The following is a 15,032-nucleotide window of genomic DNA, read 5'->3' on the forward strand; positions in this document are numbered from 1 at the left end:
CACGCTATCGCCGCTGCCCCGCACCGCCCGGCACCCGCGTGCCAGACTCCGACCGTGGCCGACCTGACCGACGTCGAGGCCCGGGTCCTCGCCGCCGTCGACGAGCGGTGGGCGGTGGAGCGGCTCTGCGCGCTGATCGCCGTCCCGTCCGTCGGCGGCACGGCCGCCGAGAGCGAGGTCCAGCACCTGCTCGCCGGCTGGCTCGACGAGCTCGGCTGCGACGTCGACCGCTGGCCGATCGACCTCGCCGAGGCCGCGACCGCCCCCGGCGCCCCCGGGCAGGAGGTGGTGCGCACCGAGGCCTGGGGCGTCGTCGGCACGCTCGGCGGCGACGGCACCCCGGCGCTGGTGCTCTCCGGCCACACCGACGTCGTCCCGCCCGGCGACCTCGGGCTGTGGGGCGGCGACCCGTTCGTCCCCCGGTTCGCCGACGGCGCGGTGCACGGGCGCGGGGCCTGCGACATGAAGGCCGGCGTCGCCGCCTGCCTGGCCGCCGTGCACGCCCTGCGGACGGCGGGGGTGCGCCTGGCCCGGCCGCTCGCCCTGCACGGTGTGGTGGGCGAGGAGGACGGCGGTCTCGGCGCGTGGGCCACCCTGCGGCGCGGCCACACCGGCGAGCTGTGCGTCATCCCCGAACCCACGGCGCAGGCCGTGGTGACGGCGCACGCCGGGGCGCTCACCTTCCGGCTGGAGATCACCGGGCACGCCGCGCACGCCGCCATGCGCGACCGCGGGGTGAGTGCGGTGGAGCTGTTCGCGCACGTGCACGCCGCGCTGCTCGCATTCGAGGCCGAGCGGCAGCGGGACGCCGATCCGCGCTTCGGCGACGCCCGGTTCCCCTACGGCATCTCCCTCGGCCGGGTGCAGGCCGGCGACTGGGCGAGCTCGGTGCCCGACCGGCTGGTCGCCGAGGGCCGCTACGGCGTGCGGATCGGCGAGCCGGTGGAGTCCGCGCGGGCGGCCCTGGAGACCCGCCTCGCCGAGGTCTGCGCCGCCCACCCCTGGCTGGCCACGCACCCGGTGCGGCTGACGTGGACCGGAGGGGCGTTCGCCAGCGGTCAGCTGCCGGCCGGGCACCCGCTGCTGCCGGCGGTGCGTGCGGCCGTGGTGGACGCCGGTGGGCCGCCCCCGCCCGAGCGGGCGCTCCCCGCGGGCACCGACCTGCGGCTCTACGCGGCCGAGGGCATCCCGACCCTGCACTACGGGCCCGGCGACCTGCACCTGGCCCATGGGCCGCAGGAGCGGGTACCCGTCGCCGAACTCGTCACCGCCGCCCGCGCCTTCGCCCTGCTGGCGCTGCGCAGCTGCGGGGTCCGGTGAGCGGCCCGGTCGGGTTCGAGGCCTGGGCGGCGCTCGCCGGGGACTCCCCCACCTCCCGCACCGAGTGGGCGGCGCTCGTCGCCGCCTGGAGCGAGCCGCACCGCCGCTACCACGACCTCGCCCACCTGGCCGCCGTCCTCGGGTTGGCCGAGCGGCTCTCCGCCGACGTCCCCGACCCCGACGCCGTCGCCCTGGCCGCCTGGTACCACGACGTCGTCTACGACCCGCTGCGCCCGGACAACGAGCAGGTCAGCGCCGAGCGCGCCCGCGCCGGGCTGCGGGGGCTGGTGCCCGAGGAACGGGTCGAGGAGGTGGCCCGGCTTGTCCTGCTCACGGCCGGGCACGACCCGGAACCCGGGGACGCCAACGGCGCGGCCCTGTGCGACGCCGACCTCGCCGTGCTCGCCGCTCCCCCGGCCGCGTACGCGGGGTACGCCTCGGCGGTGCGGGCCGAGTACGGGCACCTCTCCGACGAGGAGTTCACCGCCGGGCGGATCGCCGTCCTGGAGCGGCTGCTCGGCCTGCCCCGCCTCTACCGGCTCCCCGCCGCCGCGGAGTGGGAACCCCTCGCCCGCGCCAACCTGACCGCCGAGCTCACGCTCCTGCGGTCCCGCGCTTCCGCTGCCGCAGACCCGCCGCCAGGAGACGGCTGAGCAGCTCGCGGCAACCCACCGGCAGCGCGCCCGCGGCGACGGCGGCGTCGTAGAGGTCCGCAGGCACGTCGTAGTGGTCACCCTGGAACGCGCGCCGCGGGATGCCCAGCTCGGCGGCGACGAACGCGTGCAGCTCGTCGTAGGAGACGTCGCTGACCAGGTGCGACCACATCCGGCCCCGCCAGGGCCACACGGGGCTGTCGATGAGCACGGCCACGAGGAAGCAGTGTGCCCGGCCCGGCTAGCGTCTGTCGGGTGAGCAACGAGATCCGCTGGGGAATCGTCGGGCCGGGCCGCATCGCCGAGAAGGTGGTGGAGGACTTCGCGGTGGTGGAGGGCGCCCGCGCGGTCGCCGTCGCCTCCCGGTCGCAGGAGCGGGCCGACGGGTTCGCCGCGCGGCACGGCCTGGAGCGCGCCTACGGCTCCTACGCCGAGATCCTCGCCGACCCCGACGTCGACGTCCTCTACCTCGCCACCCCGCACCCGCAGCACCACGCGATCGCGCTGGGCGCCCTGCGCGCGGGGAAGGCGCTGCTCGTGGAGAAGGCGTTCACCGCCACCACCGCCGGGGCCACCGAGGTCGTCGACCTGGCCCGCGGGACGGGCACCTTCGTCATGGAGGCGATGTGGACCCGCTTCCAGCCGGCCGTCGTCGCGCTCAACGAGCTGGTGGCCGACGGGGCGATCGGCGAGGTGCGCTCGGTGCAGGCCGACCTGGGCGTCGCGCGCGAGTACGACCCGGTCGACCGGCTGTTCGCCCTGGAGCTCGGCGGCGGCGCGCTGCTCGACCTCGGCGTCTACGTCGTCTCCTTCGCCCAGATGCTGCTGGGCACGCCCGACCGCGTCGTCGCCACCGGCTCGCTGTTCCCCTCCGGCGCCGACGCGGAGGCGGCGATCCTGCTCGGCTGGGACGACGGCCGCAACGCCGCGCTCACCACGTCGCTGAAGTACGCCCTGCCGGGGACTGCGCGCGTGGTGGGGACGACGGGCTGGATCGACGTCGTGCCCCGCTTCCACCACCCGCAGACCATCGTGCTGCACCGCGCGGGTGCCGAGCCGGAGGAGATCACCCGGCCGCAGACCGGTGCCGGGTACGCGCACGAGCTGCTCGAGGTGACCGAGTGCCTGCGCGCCGGGCGGACCGAGAGCGCCGTGATGCCGCTGGCCGACACGCTCGTCGTCCAGGACGTGCTGGGCCAGGCCGCCGACCAGCTGGGCGTTCGGCACGCCGAGGCGGTCGACGTCCTGTGATCGTCGTGACCGCCGCGGGCGGGGCCACCGGCACCGCCGTCGTCCGGGCACTGCTGGCGCGCGGGGAGCAGGTTCGCGCGGTGGTGGCGTCCCGTCGACCGCGGCCGGAGCTCGACGGCGCTGAAGTGGTCGTCGGCGACCTCACCGGCGATCTCTCCGCCGCGCTCGCCGGCGCCGACGCCCTGTACCTGATCTGGCCGAACTTCGACCCGGACGAGGCGACCGGTGCCCCCGCCCTGCTGACCGCCGCCGCCCGCGCGGGCGTCCGCCGGCTCGTCTACCACTCGGTGCTGCGGGCCCAGATCCGCGCGATGCCGCACCACGCCGCGAAGGACCGCGTGGAGGAGGCGCTGGACGGCGCCGTCGCCGGCACGGCCGCGCGGTGGCGGGTGCTGCAGCCCTGCGCGTACGCCGCCAACCTCGACGGCGCGATCGGAACGGCGACCGCGACCGGTGAGCTGCCCAGCCCGTGGGGGTTGCAGCAGGCGCAGTCCTTCGTCGACCTCCGCGACGTCGCCGACGCCGCTGCGGTCCTCCTCACCGAGGACGGCCTGGACAGCGGCACCTTCGAGGCCGTCGGCCCCGAGGAGCTCACCGCCCCCGACGTCGCGGCGCTGCTCACCGGGCGCTCCGGGCGGCCGGTCACCGCGGTCGACGTGCACGCCGAGGACGACGGGAGCTACGCCGGGCGCTGCCGCACCACGATGTTCGACTGGTACCGGGAGCACGGCTTCACCGGCAGCCCGCGGGTGCTGACGACGCTGCTCGGCCGGCCGCCGCGGACGTTCGCCGAGCACCTCGCCGACGGGGTGCCGGCGGGCAGCTGACCGTCCCCCGACCGGGTGGCTCGGCTGCAGCAGTCGCCGGAGCCTGCCGATGTGGAACGGGAACGGCCGTACCGACGGCCGTCCGCCCCGAGGGGATACGAACGTCCATGGCTCTGCTCGAAGGTCTGGCCGCACTGGCCGCGAAGTTCGCCGGTGCCAGCACCGTCGCCCAGGTGGCGACCGGTGTCGGCATCGCCACCGCCGGCGTGACCGGCGCGGGCGCCGTCGGGGTCCTCCCGGCGCCGGTGCAGGACGCCGTGGCGAGCACGGTCGAGACGGTGACGCCGTTCGACCTGCCGGAGTCCGAGCTCTCGACCGAGACCGAGACCGAGACCGATGCGCCCGTCGGCGACACCGAGGTCGACCCCGTGACGACCGAGGACGAGGCCACCGACGACGAGGTCGTCGAGGACGAGGCCACCGAGGACGAGGTCGTCGAGGACGAGGCCACCGAGGACGAGGCCACCGAGGACGAGGCCACCGAGAACGAGGTCGTCGAGGAAGAGGCCGCCGAGGACGAGGCCACCGAGGAGCAGACGGGCGCCCGCGGCCTGGACAACGCCATCGCCCACGCGAACGAGCACGCGCAGGGGGCGCTGCAGGCGGCCCAGGCCCGTCAGGCGGCCCACGACGCCGAGAAGGCCGCCCGCGACGCGGCCCGGGACGCGGAGAAGGCCGCCCGCGACGCCGCGAAGGCCGCTCGCGCCGCCACCGCCCCGGTCGAGGAGACCGTCGCCGAGCCCGAGGAGACCGCCGGTGCGGCCACCGGGAAGCCCGCCGACCAGGGCCCGAAGAACCAGGGGCGCGGCGGCAACTGACCCACGCGGTCAGACCGGGGGGACCTCCACCGGCGCCCAGGCCAGGCCGGTCGCCTGGTCGGCCGTGGGAACGCGGGTCGGAGTCCCCCCGGCGCGGCGGACGCACTCGGCGAAACGGACGGCGTCGATGACCGCGGCGCAGCCCGGGTCGTTGTTGAAGTAGACGAGGACGTCCGCGTCGCCGTAGGTGGTCGCGATCCGCTCGGCCCACAGCTGCAGGGTCTCGGCGCGGTAGCCCCAGCCCTCGAAGCCGTGGTGGAAGCGCAGATAGCCCCAGTCCGTGGTGCGCCAGAGCGGCGCGATCGGCTGCTCGTCCCGGTCGGCCCAGCACAGCGCGGCGCCGTAGCGCTCTAGCAGGGCCCGCACCTCGTCGGTCCACCACGACTCGTGCCGCGGCTCCACGGCCACCCGGGTACCGGCCGGGAACTGCGCCAGGCACTCGCGCAGCAGCTCGGGGTCGGCCTTCAGCGTCGGCGGCAGCTGCAGCAGCACCGTGTCCAGCTTGCCGGCGAGCCCCGCGGCGCGGCCCATCAGGCGGGCGACCGGCTCCTCCGGCTCGCGCAGCCGCTTGATGTGGGTGAGGAACCGGCTGGCCTTGACCGCCCACCGGAAGTCCGGCGGGGTGCGCTCCCGCCACTTCACGAACGTCTCGTGCTCCGGCAGCCGGTAGAAGGCGTTGTTGCTCTCCACGGTGGCGAAGTGCTGCACGTAGTGCTCCAGCCACAGCCGCTGCGGGAGCTTCGGCGGGTAGAAGGCGCCCCGCCAGTCGCGGTACTGCCACCCCGACGTCCCGATGATCACGGCCACGGACAGCCGCCTACCCTCCGCGGTCATGGCTGACGCACCCGCGCGCTTCAAGGACCTCTGCCTCGACGCCAACGACCACCACGCGCTCGCCGACTGGTGGTGCGCCGCCATCGGCTACGTGCGGCGCGACTCCCTCGAGGACGCCGAGAACCCGGAGGACGACGAGCCGCGCCCGCACGACTGGCCGATCCCGATCGTCGACCCGGCCGGCGAGGGACCGCTGGTGTGGATCGTCCCGGTGCCCGAGCGGAAGACCATCAAGAACCGCATGCACTTCGACGTCGTCGGTGAGACGTGGCCGCTCATCGCGGCGGGTGCGCGGATGGTGCGGGAGCAGGATGACGAGATCGAGTGGAGCGTCCTCGCCGACCCCGAGGGCAACGAGTTCTGCGTCTTCGCCCCCGAGTGAGCTGAGCTTCCGCGGCGAGGGCGCCCCGGACGCCGACAGGGGCGGCCCGCTCGGAAGCGGACCGCCCCTGCCGGGCAGTGCTGGTGGTGCAGTGCTCCTCAGCGAGGAGCGGGCGGACTCAGAAGTCCATGCCGCCCATGCCGCCCATGTCGCCACCCGGAGCGGCCGCAGCGGCCTTCTCCGGCTTGTCGGCGATGACGGCCTCGGTGGTGAGGAAGAGCGCCGCGATGGAGGCGGCGTTCTGCAGCGCCGAGCGGGTGACCTTGGCCGGGTCGATGATGCCGGCCGCGACCAGGTCCACGTACTCGCCGGTGGCGGCGTTGAGGCCCCAGCCGGTCTCCGAGTTGCGCACCTTCTCCGCCACGACGCCGCCCTCGAGGCCGGCGTTGATGGCGATCTGCTTCAGCGGCGCCTCGAGCGCGACGCGCACGATGTTGGCACCGGTCGCCTCGTCACCCTCGAGCTCGAGCTTGTCGAACGCGACGGCCGTGGCCTGCGCGAGAGCGACGCCACCACCGGCGACGATGCCCTCCTCGACGGCGGCCTTGGCGTTGCGCACCGCGTCCTCGATGCGGTGCTTGCGCTCCTTGAGCTCGACCTCGGTCGCGGCGCCGGCCTTGATGACGGCCACGCCACCGGCCAGCTTGGCCAGGCGCTCCTGCAGCTTCTCCCGGTCGTAGTCGGAGTCCGACCGCTCGATCTCGCTGCGGATCTGGTTGACCCGGCCCTGGATCTGGTCGGTGTCACCCGCACCCTCGACGATCGTCGTCTCGTCCTTGGTGACGACGACCTTGCGAGCCCGGCCGAGCAGCTCGAGGTCGGCGGTGTCGAGCTTGAGGCCGACCTCCTCGCTGATGACCTGGCCACCGGTGAGGATGGCGATGTCGCCCAGCATGGCCTTGCGGCGGTCACCGAAGCCCGGGGCCTTGACGGCGACGGACTTGAAGGTGCCGCGGATCTTGTTCACGACCAGGGTCGCGAGGGCCTCGCCCTCGACGTCCTCGCTGATGATGGCCAGCGGCTTGCCCGACTGCATGACCTTCTCCAGCAGCGGGAGCAGGTCCTTGACCGAGCTGATCTTCGAGTTGACGACGAGCACGTACGGGTCGTCGAGGACGGCCTCCATGCGCTCGGTGTCGGTGACGAAGTAGGGCGAGATGTAGCCCTTGTCGAAGCGCATGCCCTCGGTGAGCTCGAGCTCGAGGCCGAAGGTGTTGCTCTCCTCGACGGTGATGACACCTTCCTTGCCCACCTTGTCCATCGCCTCGGCGATGAGCTCACCGATGGCGGGGTCGGCGGCGGAGATCGACGCGGTGGCGGCGATCTGCTCCTTGGTCTCGACGTCCTTGGCCGTGGAGAGCAGGTACTCGCTGACCGAGGCGACGGCCTTCTCGATGCCCTTCTTCAGGGCCATCGGGTTCGCGCCGGCGGCGACGTTGCGCAGACCCTCGCGGACGAGCGCCTGGGCGAGCACGGTGGCGGTGGTGGTGCCGTCACCCGCGACGTCGTCGGTCTTCTTCGCGACCTCCTTGACGAGCTCGGCCCCGATCTTCTCCCACGGGTCCTCGAGCTCGATCTCCTTGGCGATGCTCACACCATCGTTGGTGATGGTGGGCGCGCCCCACTTCTTCTCAAGAACGACGTTCCGGCCACGGGGGCCGAGGGTCACCTTGACGGCGTCGGCGAGGGTGTTCATCCCTCGCTCGAGGCCGCGGCGCGCCTCTTCGTTGAACGCGATCATCTTGGCCATGTGGTGATGTCCTCCGAGCATGGATCGCTGCACGGCCGGGTTCGGCGCCCGCGACGGACGACACCAGCGACGTGGACGCTCCGTCGGCCCACGGACCGGTGCCTCACCGTTCCGACCTGATTGGCACTCAGGAGCCCTGAGTGCCAGAACTGAGTCTGGCACTCGACCCCTGCGAGTGCAAGAACGGGGTCCCTCGACCGGCTGTTCCCACCCCCCGGGGGGCTCTCACCGGGGCGGGCTGGTCCGCGGCACCTGGTCGACCGCCGCCATCACCCGGACAGCAAGCCTGCCGGAAGGGCGCACGCGGTGGGAACCGAGCCCCCGGAACGACCGAGGCCCGGTCCCCCGTGGGGAACCGGGCCTCGGCCGGTGTTGCCGAGTGGTTCTCAGGCGCTGCGGACGGCGTCGGCCTGGGGGCCCTTGGCGCCCTGGACGACCTCGAACTCGACCCGCTGCCCCTCGTCGAGGCTCTTGTACCCGTCCATCTGGATGGACGAGTAGTGGACGAAGACGTCCTCGCCGCCGTCGACTGCGATGAAGCCGAAGCCCTTCTCGGCGTTGAACCACTTCACGGTGCCCTGTGCCACGTGTGCTCCCACGTTTCGTGCGTGCGGCGCCCCATCGCTCTCGATGTGGCGGGGTCTCGCTCTTCCGCCCGCCGAACACGAACGTGGAACTCGAACCGCGCGAGACGGTACAGCAGAGAAGCGCAGGTGACAGCCCCACGCGCGCACGACGCACCCGGATCCGGCGACGACGTCGCCCGGACCGGGGAACCGGCCCGGACTCTACGCTCCCGCCGGACGGACCGCTCAGCCGATGAGGCCGGCCGCCCGCACCGACTTCAGCGACGGCTCGACCCGGTGCGTGGGGCCGACGACCGGCTCCAGCGGGTCGAGGGTCTTCAGGCCCTCCCCGGTGTTGAGGACGACGGTCTCCTTGGCCGGGTCCAGCTGACCGCCCTCCACCAGCTTGCGCAGCACGGCGACGGTCACCCCGCCCGCGGTCTCGGCGAAGACGCCGGTCGTACGGGCCAGGTCGCGGATGCCCTGGACGATCTCGTCGTCCCCGACCCGGGCGACCGAGCCGCCGGTGCGGCGGATCGCGTCGAGCGCGTAGGGGCCATCGGCCGGGTTGCCGATGTTCAGCGACTTGGCGATGCCGGTGGGCTTCACCGGCTTCACGACGTCCCACCCGTTGTCGAAGGCGGTGGCGATCGGGTCGCAGCCGGCCGACTGCGCACCGAAGATCGTCCACTCGGTCGCCTCGACGATGCCCGCGGCACTGAGCTCGCGGAAGGCCTTGTCCACCTTGGTGAGCAGCGACCCCGACGCCATGGGGATGACGACCTGGGCCGGGATCCGCCAGCCGAGCTGCTCGGCGATCTCGTAGCCCATCGTCTTGGAGCCCTCGGCGTAGTAGGGCCGCACGTTCTGGTTGACGAAGGCGGTGTCCTCGAACTCGTCGGTCTCGGCGAGCTCGCTGGTCAGCCGGTTGACGTCGTCGTAGGAGCCGTCGACGGCGACCAGGGTCTGGCCGTAGACGGCCGACTGGACGACCTTGCCGGGCTCCAGGTCGCTCGGGATGAAGACGAACGACGGCAGGCCGACGCGGGCGGCGTGCGCGGCCACCGAGTTGGCCAGGTTGCCGGTGGAGGCGGCGGCGATCTTCGTGTACCCGAGCCCCTTGGCGGCGGTCGCGGCGAGGCTGACCACGCGGTCCTTGAAGGAGTGGGTGGGGTTGGCCGAGTCGTCCTTCACCCACAGCCCGCCGGTGAGGCCCAGCTCGGCGGCGAGCCGGTCGGCGCGGACCAGCGGGGTCATGCCCGGGTCCAGCGAGACGCGGTCGGCCGGGTGCTGACCCACCGGCAGGAGGGCCACGTAGCGCCAGATGTTCTGCGGCCCGGCCTCGATCTGCTCGCGGGTCACCGCCTTCATCAGCTCGGGGTCGTAGTCGACCTCCAGGGGCCCGAAGCACTCGGCGCAGGCGTGCTCGGCGATGAGCCCGAACGTGGCGCCGCAGTTGCGGCAGACGAGCCCGCGGGCGGGACACGGGGGCACGGGGCCACCGGCGCTGGAGTCGGCCTGGACGGATCCGGGAGCGGTGAGGGTCATGCGACGACTACCTCCTCATCTTCCCCGCAGCGGGCCGTCGAGCCGCGCGGGACGGAATTGGCACCTCCCGCTGCACGTGCGCGCAGGCGGCGGTTGCCGGGGCTTCGTCGGGCCGTGTCCCTCTGCCCCTCTGGATGAGTGAACGGCGTGAACTGTACCCAGTCGCGAGCCGGGCCCAGCGGCCGGACAGGATGGCCTGGTGAGCGCGCGCGTCGTCTACACCGACCTCGACGGCACGATGGTGGGGCCGCGGGGCTCCTTCTGGCACACGGCCGGGCGGGAGCTGACCGACGGGCCGGCCGCCGCATTGCTCGACCTGCACCGCGCCGGAGTGGCGTTGGTGCTGGTCAGCGGCCGGACGTACGAGCAGGTGGTGGAGGCCGCGCGGATCTTCGCCGCCGACGGCGCCATCGCCGAACTGGGCGCCACGATCGGCTGGGGCTCCGGGCGGAACACCCACCGCCTGCGCGGCGCGCTGCCCGAGGAGTACGGCGACCGCACGCCGATGGAGGTGATGGCCGAGCTCGGCGTCGTCGAGGAGCTGATCGCCGAGCACCCGGGGCGACTGGAGTGGCACGCCCCGTGGCACGCCACGCACGCCACCGATGCGCTGCTGCGCGGCCGGGTCGACGCCCTCGCCGTCGACGCCTGGCTGGCCGAGCGGGGCGTGGGCTGGCTGACGCTCAAGGACAACGGCGCGATCCCTGCGGCCTCCTGGATGGGCCTGGACGACGACGCCGCGCCGCCGCGGGTCTACCACCTGATGCCGCGCGGGATCTCCAAGGGCGCGGCGATCGCCTGGGACCTGGAGCGGCGCGGCCTCACCCCCGCCGATGCCGTCGCGATCGGGGACAGCGTCAGCGACCTCGACATGGCGCCCGCGGTGGGCCGGCTGTGGATCACCGCGAACGGGGGCGCCGTGGACGGGATGGCCGAGCTGCTGTCCGCCGTCCCCAACGTGACGGTCACCGACGCCCCCATGGGCGAGGGCTGGGCCCAGGCGGTACGCGCGTCCCTGTGAGCGCTCAGCTGCTCCCGCCGCTCCCCGCACGGGACCGTCCGGCGACCAGCACACCGACGAGGACGGCCACCAGCACGATGACCACCAGCTCGACGGAGCCGATCGCGCCGAGCAGTGGCAACAGCAGGAGCAGGACGACGAAGCAGACGACCCCGGCCACGAGACCCCACAGTCCGCTCATGCAGGACAAGCTACGTCGGCGACGGCCTTGCGGGCAGGGGGTCAGCTGGTGACGTCGCGGCGGGCGAAGTGGCGGAAGCCGAGCGCCGTGAAGACGGCGATGTAGACCAGCGACTGGATCACGCCGCGGAACAGGTCGCCGTCGTCGACCGGCGTCTGCAGCAGGTCGGTCCAGGCGAACTCCTCCGCCGTCGGGAACCAGTCGCGGATCGACCCGAGCTGCTCAACCTGGTCGAGGATGGCGAAGACGAACATGGTGAACACCGCGCCACCGACCGCCGCCAGCGGTGCGTCGGTGATGGTGGAGAACCAGAACGCCAGCGCGCCGACGACGAGCAGGTGGATGGCCAGGTAGCCGAGCATCCCGGCCAGCCGCAGCATGCCCTCGCCCTGGTCGATCCCCACCCCGACCGGCGTCCGGATGTCGTCGAAGCCGAACGCGATCCCACCGGCGACCACAGCAACCGCGGCGAGCGTGAGCAGCGCCGCCACCGACTGCACGAGGGCGGCCAGCCACTTCTGCCGCAGCAGCCGCATCCGCGGGATCGGCGTAGCCAGGGCGTACCGCAACGAGCCCCACTGCGCCTCGACGGCCACGGTGTCGCCGAAGAAGAGCGCGTAGACCACCACGAGGAAGAAGCTGGTCGTCGCGAACAGCACGAACAGGGTGAAGTTCAGCCCGCTCGCCGTCGCGACGTCGACCAGGTTGATCCGGTTGTTCTCCGCCGCCTCCTCGCTGGCGCCCAGCTGGAGGGCGGCGATGAGCACCAGCGGGAGCGCCACCATGAGCGCGAACACGCCGATCGTGCGGCGGCGCTTGAACTGCCGGCGCAGCTCCACCGACAGCCGGAGCGTCCGCTCCGGCCGGTAGCCGGCGACCGCGCCGGTCGACTGCACGTGCTCGGAGTCCACGGATCGACTGGTCGTGCTCATGACTCCCCCACCAGGGCCAGGAAGGCGTCCTCCAGGCGTCGTCGCGGCGTGAACTGCTCGACGGCGATACCGGCGGACACCAGCGCCTGCAGCACGTCGGCGCGGCGGGCGCCGTCCAGCTCGGCGACCAGGCCGTCGTCGCCGCGCGCGCCGGTGACCCCGGGCAGCGACGAGAGGACGGCGATCGCCCGGTCGGTGTCGGCGTCGTCGGCCAGGCCCACGAGCACCGAGCCACCGGTGCCGACGATCTCCTCCACCGTGCCCTGCACGATCTTCTGGCCCTTGGCCATGACCACCACGTGGCTGCAGGTCTGCTCGATCTCGCTGAGCAGGTGGCTGGAGACGATCACGGTGCGCCCGGTGGCCGCGTAGGAGCGCAGCACGTCGCGCATCGCGTGGATCTGCGGCGGGTCGAGCCCGTTGGTCGGTTCGTCGAGGACCAGCAGGTCGGGCAGGCCCAGCATCGCCTGGGCGATGGCGACCCGCTGGCGCATGCCCTGGCTGTACCGGCGCACCGGCCGGTCGATGGCGGCGCCGAGCCCGGCGACCTCGATGGCCTCGTCCATGTGCGCGTCCTCGGCCGGCCGGCCGGTGGCGGCCCAGTACAGGGTGAGGTTGTCGCGGCCGGACAGGTGCGGCTGCAGCCCGGTGCCCTCCACGAAGGAACCCAGCCGCGACAGCACCGGGGCGCCGGGGCCGGCAGCGTGCCCGAAGACGCTGATCCGCCCGTCCGTGGGCCGGATGAGGCCCATCAACATCCGCAGCGACGTGGTCTTGCCGGCGCCGTTCGGCCCGAGCAGGCCGAGCACCTGCCCGCGGCGCACCTCGAACGACAGGTCGCGCACCGCGACGAAGCCGTCCTTGTAAGCCTTCGTCACGCCCTCGAAGCGCAGGGGGACGTCCTCGCCGTCGGGCTCGACGCTGGACAGCTGCCGCTGACGACGCCGGCCCCACCACAGGCCGGCCAGCCAGCCGAGCAGGCCGAGCCCCGCGAGGAGGCCCAGCAGCACCCACCAGCGCGAGGCACCGGTCGCTGCCCCGCTCTCGCCGGAGACCGTCGGTGCGGCGAGCTGCGCCTCGCCCGCGGCCACGCCGTCGGCGGCGCCGGGCGAGGCGAGGCCCACCGAGTAGACGGCCGACTCGGCGGGCAGCGCGTACGCCTGGTCGGTGGAGGACACCAGCACGCGCATGGTGTGGCCCGCCTCGAACCGGTGCACGATCGCGGGCAGGGTCACGCTCACGCGCGTCGGGGCGGTGGGGTCGGTGGAGACGTCGGGAAGCGCCAGGGGCGCGACCAGGCCGCCCGGCAGCGTCGTCGCGCCGTCGGGCCCGACGTCGTAGAGCTTGGCGAACAGGGTGGCGCTGCCGCTGGGCGAGGCGACCGCGAGGTCGACCGTCGAGGCGCCCACGACCTCGACCGGGGCGTCGAGCGGGGCACTGTCGAAGACGGCGTACTGGCCGGGGATCTCCGCGGTGGTCCCGCCGAGCGCCGACGTCAGGGCGCCCAGACCCGGGACAGTGGTGAGGGACGCGGGGGTGCCGCCGGCCGGGGTGACCACGGGCTGCACGGGTCCCTCGACGGTCACGGCGCGACGCTCGGCCGGCTCGGCGCCGTCGAGCCCCGGATAGGCGTCGGCGACGACGGTCTGGCCGCCGCCCTGGACGCGGCCGACGGTGGCACCCAGGCCGGTGGGCGCGGGGAACTCGAAGCCCGTGCCCGGGTCGTCGCCCTGCCCCCGCAGGTGCCGGTCGAACCAGCCGGCCACGGCCGCGCGCAGCGACTCCCGCTGCCGGTCCGACCCCGAGGCGTCGTGCCCACCGGAGTACCAGACCACCTTGACCGGGGTGCCGTCGGCGGCGATGCCGCGGGCGTTGGCGTCGGCCTGGCCGAGGCCGAAGAGCGAGTCCTGCGTGCCCTGCACCAGCAGGGTGGGGACGTCGATGCGGTCCAGCACACCCGCCGGGCTGCTGCGGTCGAGCACCGCGGCGACCTCCGGGGTGAGGGTTCCGGAGGCCGCGGCCGCCTGGTAGGCCTGGCACACATCGACGCTGAACCGGCCGCAGGTGAGCAGCTGCTCGGCGGCCTCGGGGTTCTCGGCGGCCTGCTCGAGCAGCTCGGGCGGGAGCGCGGGCCGGCCGGCGGGGGCCGGCGCCGCGACGGTGCCGCCGCCCACCGCCTCGCCGTCGAGGCCCTCGTCGCCGCCGGCCTGGCCGGCACCCCCGAGGGAGTCGAGCAGCCCCCCGGAGGCGGAACCGATGCCGAAGAAGAGCCCGGCCCACAGGCGCTTGTAGACGCCGGCCGCCTCCGGCTGCGGTGTCGCGGCCACGGTGCCGGCGTCGAGGTCGCCGGTCTGGGAGGGGAACAGCGCGGCGGTGAGGGAATTCCAGGTGATCTGCGGGGCGATCGCGTCGACCCGCTCGTCGTAGGCGGCGCCCAGCAGCGCCAGCGCCCCGCCGTAGGAGGCGCCGGCGACCCCGACCCGCGGGTCGCCCTCGGCGTCCAGCTCGACCTCGTCGCGGGCGGCCAGCAGGTCGAGCAGCGTGGAGAGGTCGGCGATCTCGTAGCGCGGGTCGTTGAGCCCGATCCGCCCGGTGCTCGCACCGAAGCCCCGGGCCGAGTAGGTGAGGACGACGTAGCCGCGCTCGGCCAGGTCGGCCGCATCCTCGGCCACGGAGCGCTTGCTGCCACCGAAGCCGTGCGCGAGCACGACCGCCGGCGCCGGGTCGTCGCCGCCCGGCAGGTACAGCGTGGTGTCGAGCTCGACGGCGTCCTCCCCCGAGCCAGAGGGGACCCGGAGCTCCTCGGTGCGCACCTCGGCGGCGCCCGCCGGGGACGCGAGGACGAGGCCGGCGGGCAGGGCGAGGGCGAGCAGGGCGGCGGCCGCGGCCCGCGCACGAGGGCGCGAGCGGGGACGCGCGGGCCCTCGGAGGGGACGCACGCTGCCCCCA

15 protein-coding genes and 1 riboswitch are annotated in these 15,032 nt (G+C 74.0%); of the genes, 7 read left to right on the top strand and 8 right to left on the bottom strand.

Translation table 11 applies throughout. From position 1 onward, the window contains the following. The first annotated feature begins 54 nt into the window (after window positions 1-54). Window positions 55-1,320, top strand: coding sequence for an ArgE/DapE family deacylase (locus ACI8AP_RS04225; RefSeq protein WP_456588084.1), 1,266 nt, complete (start codon window positions 55-57; stop codon window positions 1,318-1,320). Continuing rightward, complete coding sequence (locus ACI8AP_RS04230; protein ID WP_456588085.1) at window positions 1,317-1,973, top strand: HD domain-containing protein; 657 nt, start codon at window positions 1,317-1,319, stop codon at window positions 1,971-1,973. Before ACI8AP_RS04225 ends, ACI8AP_RS04230 begins: the two co-directional genes overlap by 4 nt. Here ACI8AP_RS04230 and ACI8AP_RS04235 read toward each other — a convergent pair. Continuing rightward, entirely contained in the window at window positions 1,915-2,190 is a 276-nt protein-coding gene (locus tag ACI8AP_RS04235) for a DUF4031 domain-containing protein (RefSeq protein ID WP_456588086.1), read from the bottom strand. The genes ACI8AP_RS04230 and ACI8AP_RS04235 overlap by 59 nt on opposite strands. 38 nt (window positions 2,191-2,228) lie before the next feature. On the opposite strand from ACI8AP_RS04235, the gene ACI8AP_RS04240 reads away from it, so the two are divergent. From ACI8AP_RS04240 to ACI8AP_RS04250, 3 genes are all read left to right on the top strand, one after another. After that, on the top strand, window positions 2,229-3,224 hold the full coding sequence (locus ACI8AP_RS04240; RefSeq protein ID WP_456588087.1) for a Gfo/Idh/MocA family protein: 996 nt from the start codon (window positions 2,229-2,231) through the stop codon (window positions 3,222-3,224). A 5-nt stretch (window positions 3,225-3,229) separates the two neighbouring features. Beyond that, complete coding sequence (locus ACI8AP_RS04245; protein WP_456588088.1) at window positions 3,230-4,051, top strand: SDR family oxidoreductase; 822 nt, start codon at window positions 3,230-3,232, stop codon at window positions 4,049-4,051. A 107-nt stretch (window positions 4,052-4,158) separates the two neighbouring features. Then, window positions 4,159-4,869 carry a hypothetical protein gene (locus tag ACI8AP_RS04250; RefSeq protein WP_456588089.1) on the top strand — a complete coding sequence of 237 codons (711 nt, stop codon included), beginning with the start codon at window positions 4,159-4,161 and terminating at the stop codon, window positions 4,867-4,869. A 9-nt stretch (window positions 4,870-4,878) separates the two neighbouring features. Here ACI8AP_RS04250 and ACI8AP_RS04255 read toward each other — a convergent pair whose 3' ends face one another. Continuing rightward, window positions 4,879-5,703, bottom strand: coding sequence for a DUF72 domain-containing protein (locus tag ACI8AP_RS04255; protein ID WP_456588090.1), 825 nt, complete (start codon window positions 5,701-5,703; stop codon window positions 4,879-4,881). On the opposite strand from ACI8AP_RS04255, the gene ACI8AP_RS04260 reads away from it, so the two are divergent. After that, entirely contained in the window at window positions 5,702-6,085 is a 384-nt protein-coding gene (locus ACI8AP_RS04260) for a VOC family protein (protein ID WP_456588091.1), read from the top strand. The two genes, ACI8AP_RS04255 and ACI8AP_RS04260, sit on opposite strands and share 2 nt — an antisense overlap. A gap of 118 nt (window positions 6,086-6,203) precedes the next feature. Here ACI8AP_RS04260 and groL read toward each other — a convergent pair whose 3' ends face one another. The 3 genes from groL to thrC form a co-directional block, all read right to left on the bottom strand. Continuing rightward, the gene (groL, locus tag ACI8AP_RS04265; protein WP_456588092.1) at window positions 6,204-7,835 is read right to left on the bottom strand and encodes a chaperonin GroEL; all 1,632 of its coding nucleotides are present in this window, start codon (window positions 7,833-7,835) and stop codon (window positions 6,204-6,206) included. Window positions 7,836-8,221: 386 nt separating this feature from the next. Next, a complete protein-coding gene (locus tag ACI8AP_RS04270; protein ID WP_456588093.1) occupies window positions 8,222-8,422 on the bottom strand; it encodes a cold-shock protein in 201 nt (66 codons plus the stop codon). A 225-nt stretch (window positions 8,423-8,647) separates the two neighbouring features. Further along, window positions 8,648-9,949: a threonine synthase gene (gene thrC, locus ACI8AP_RS04275; RefSeq protein ID WP_456588094.1), complete on the bottom strand. Its 1,302-nt coding sequence runs from the start codon at window positions 9,947-9,949 to the stop codon at window positions 8,648-8,650. Between the two features lie 12 nt (window positions 9,950-9,961). Continuing rightward, window positions 9,962-10,090: riboswitch (SAM riboswitch) on the bottom strand. A gap of 58 nt (window positions 10,091-10,148) precedes the next feature. Here thrC and ACI8AP_RS04280 point away from each other — a divergent pair. Then, window positions 10,149-10,970 carry an HAD family hydrolase gene (locus ACI8AP_RS04280; RefSeq protein ID WP_456588095.1) on the top strand — a complete coding sequence of 274 codons (822 nt, stop codon included), beginning with the start codon at window positions 10,149-10,151 and terminating at the stop codon, window positions 10,968-10,970. Window positions 10,971-10,974: 4 nt separating this feature from the next. On the opposite strand, the gene ACI8AP_RS04285 is transcribed toward ACI8AP_RS04280, so the two are convergent. Genes ACI8AP_RS04285 through ACI8AP_RS04295 form a run of 3 tightly spaced genes read right to left on the bottom strand, consistent with a single transcriptional unit; the run spans window position 10,975 to window position 15,022 of the window. Next, window positions 10,975-11,151, bottom strand: a complete 177-nt coding sequence (locus ACI8AP_RS04285) for a hypothetical protein (RefSeq protein WP_456588096.1) — start codon at window positions 11,149-11,151, stop codon at window positions 10,975-10,977. Window positions 11,152-11,192: 41 nt separating this feature from the next. Further along, complete coding sequence (locus ACI8AP_RS04290) at window positions 11,193-12,083, bottom strand: ABC transporter permease (RefSeq protein ID WP_456588097.1); 891 nt, start codon at window positions 12,081-12,083, stop codon at window positions 11,193-11,195. Then, window positions 12,080-15,022, bottom strand: a complete 2,943-nt coding sequence (locus ACI8AP_RS04295; protein ID WP_456588098.1) for an alpha/beta fold hydrolase — start codon at window positions 15,020-15,022, stop codon at window positions 12,080-12,082. The genes ACI8AP_RS04290 and ACI8AP_RS04295 overlap by 4 nt, the downstream gene beginning before the upstream one ends. Window positions 15,023-15,032: the final 10 nt, after the last annotated feature.

This window comes from Blastococcus sp. SYSU DS1021 (assembly GCF_054050995.1).

What these genes read in the sequence shown, in the direction of transcription:
- ACI8AP_RS04250 (WP_456588089.1), top strand. Translation starts at nt 4,159, where the DNA reads ATGGCTCTGCTCGAAGGTCTGGCCGCACTGGCCGCGAAGTTCGCCGGT.
- ACI8AP_RS04260 (WP_456588091.1), top strand. Translation starts at nt 5,702, where the DNA reads ATGGCTGACGCACCCGCGCGCTTCAAGGACCTCTGCCTCGACGCCAAC.
- ACI8AP_RS04255 (WP_456588090.1), bottom strand. Translation starts at nt 5,703, where the DNA reads ATGACCGCGGAGGGTAGGCGGCTGTCCGTGGCCGTGATCATCGGGACG.
- groL (WP_456588092.1), bottom strand. Translation starts at nt 7,835, where the DNA reads ATGGCCAAGATGATCGCGTTCAACGAAGAGGCGCGCCGCGGCCTCGAG.
- thrC (WP_456588094.1), bottom strand. Translation starts at nt 9,949, where the DNA reads ATGACCCTCACCGCTCCCGGATCCGTCCAGGCCGACTCCAGCGCCGGT.
- ACI8AP_RS04285 (WP_456588096.1), bottom strand. Translation starts at nt 11,151, where the DNA reads ATGAGCGGACTGTGGGGTCTCGTGGCCGGGGTCGTCTGCTTCGTCGTC.
- ACI8AP_RS04290 (WP_456588097.1), bottom strand. Translation starts at nt 12,083, where the DNA reads ATGAGCACGACCAGTCGATCCGTGGACTCCGAGCACGTGCAGTCGACC.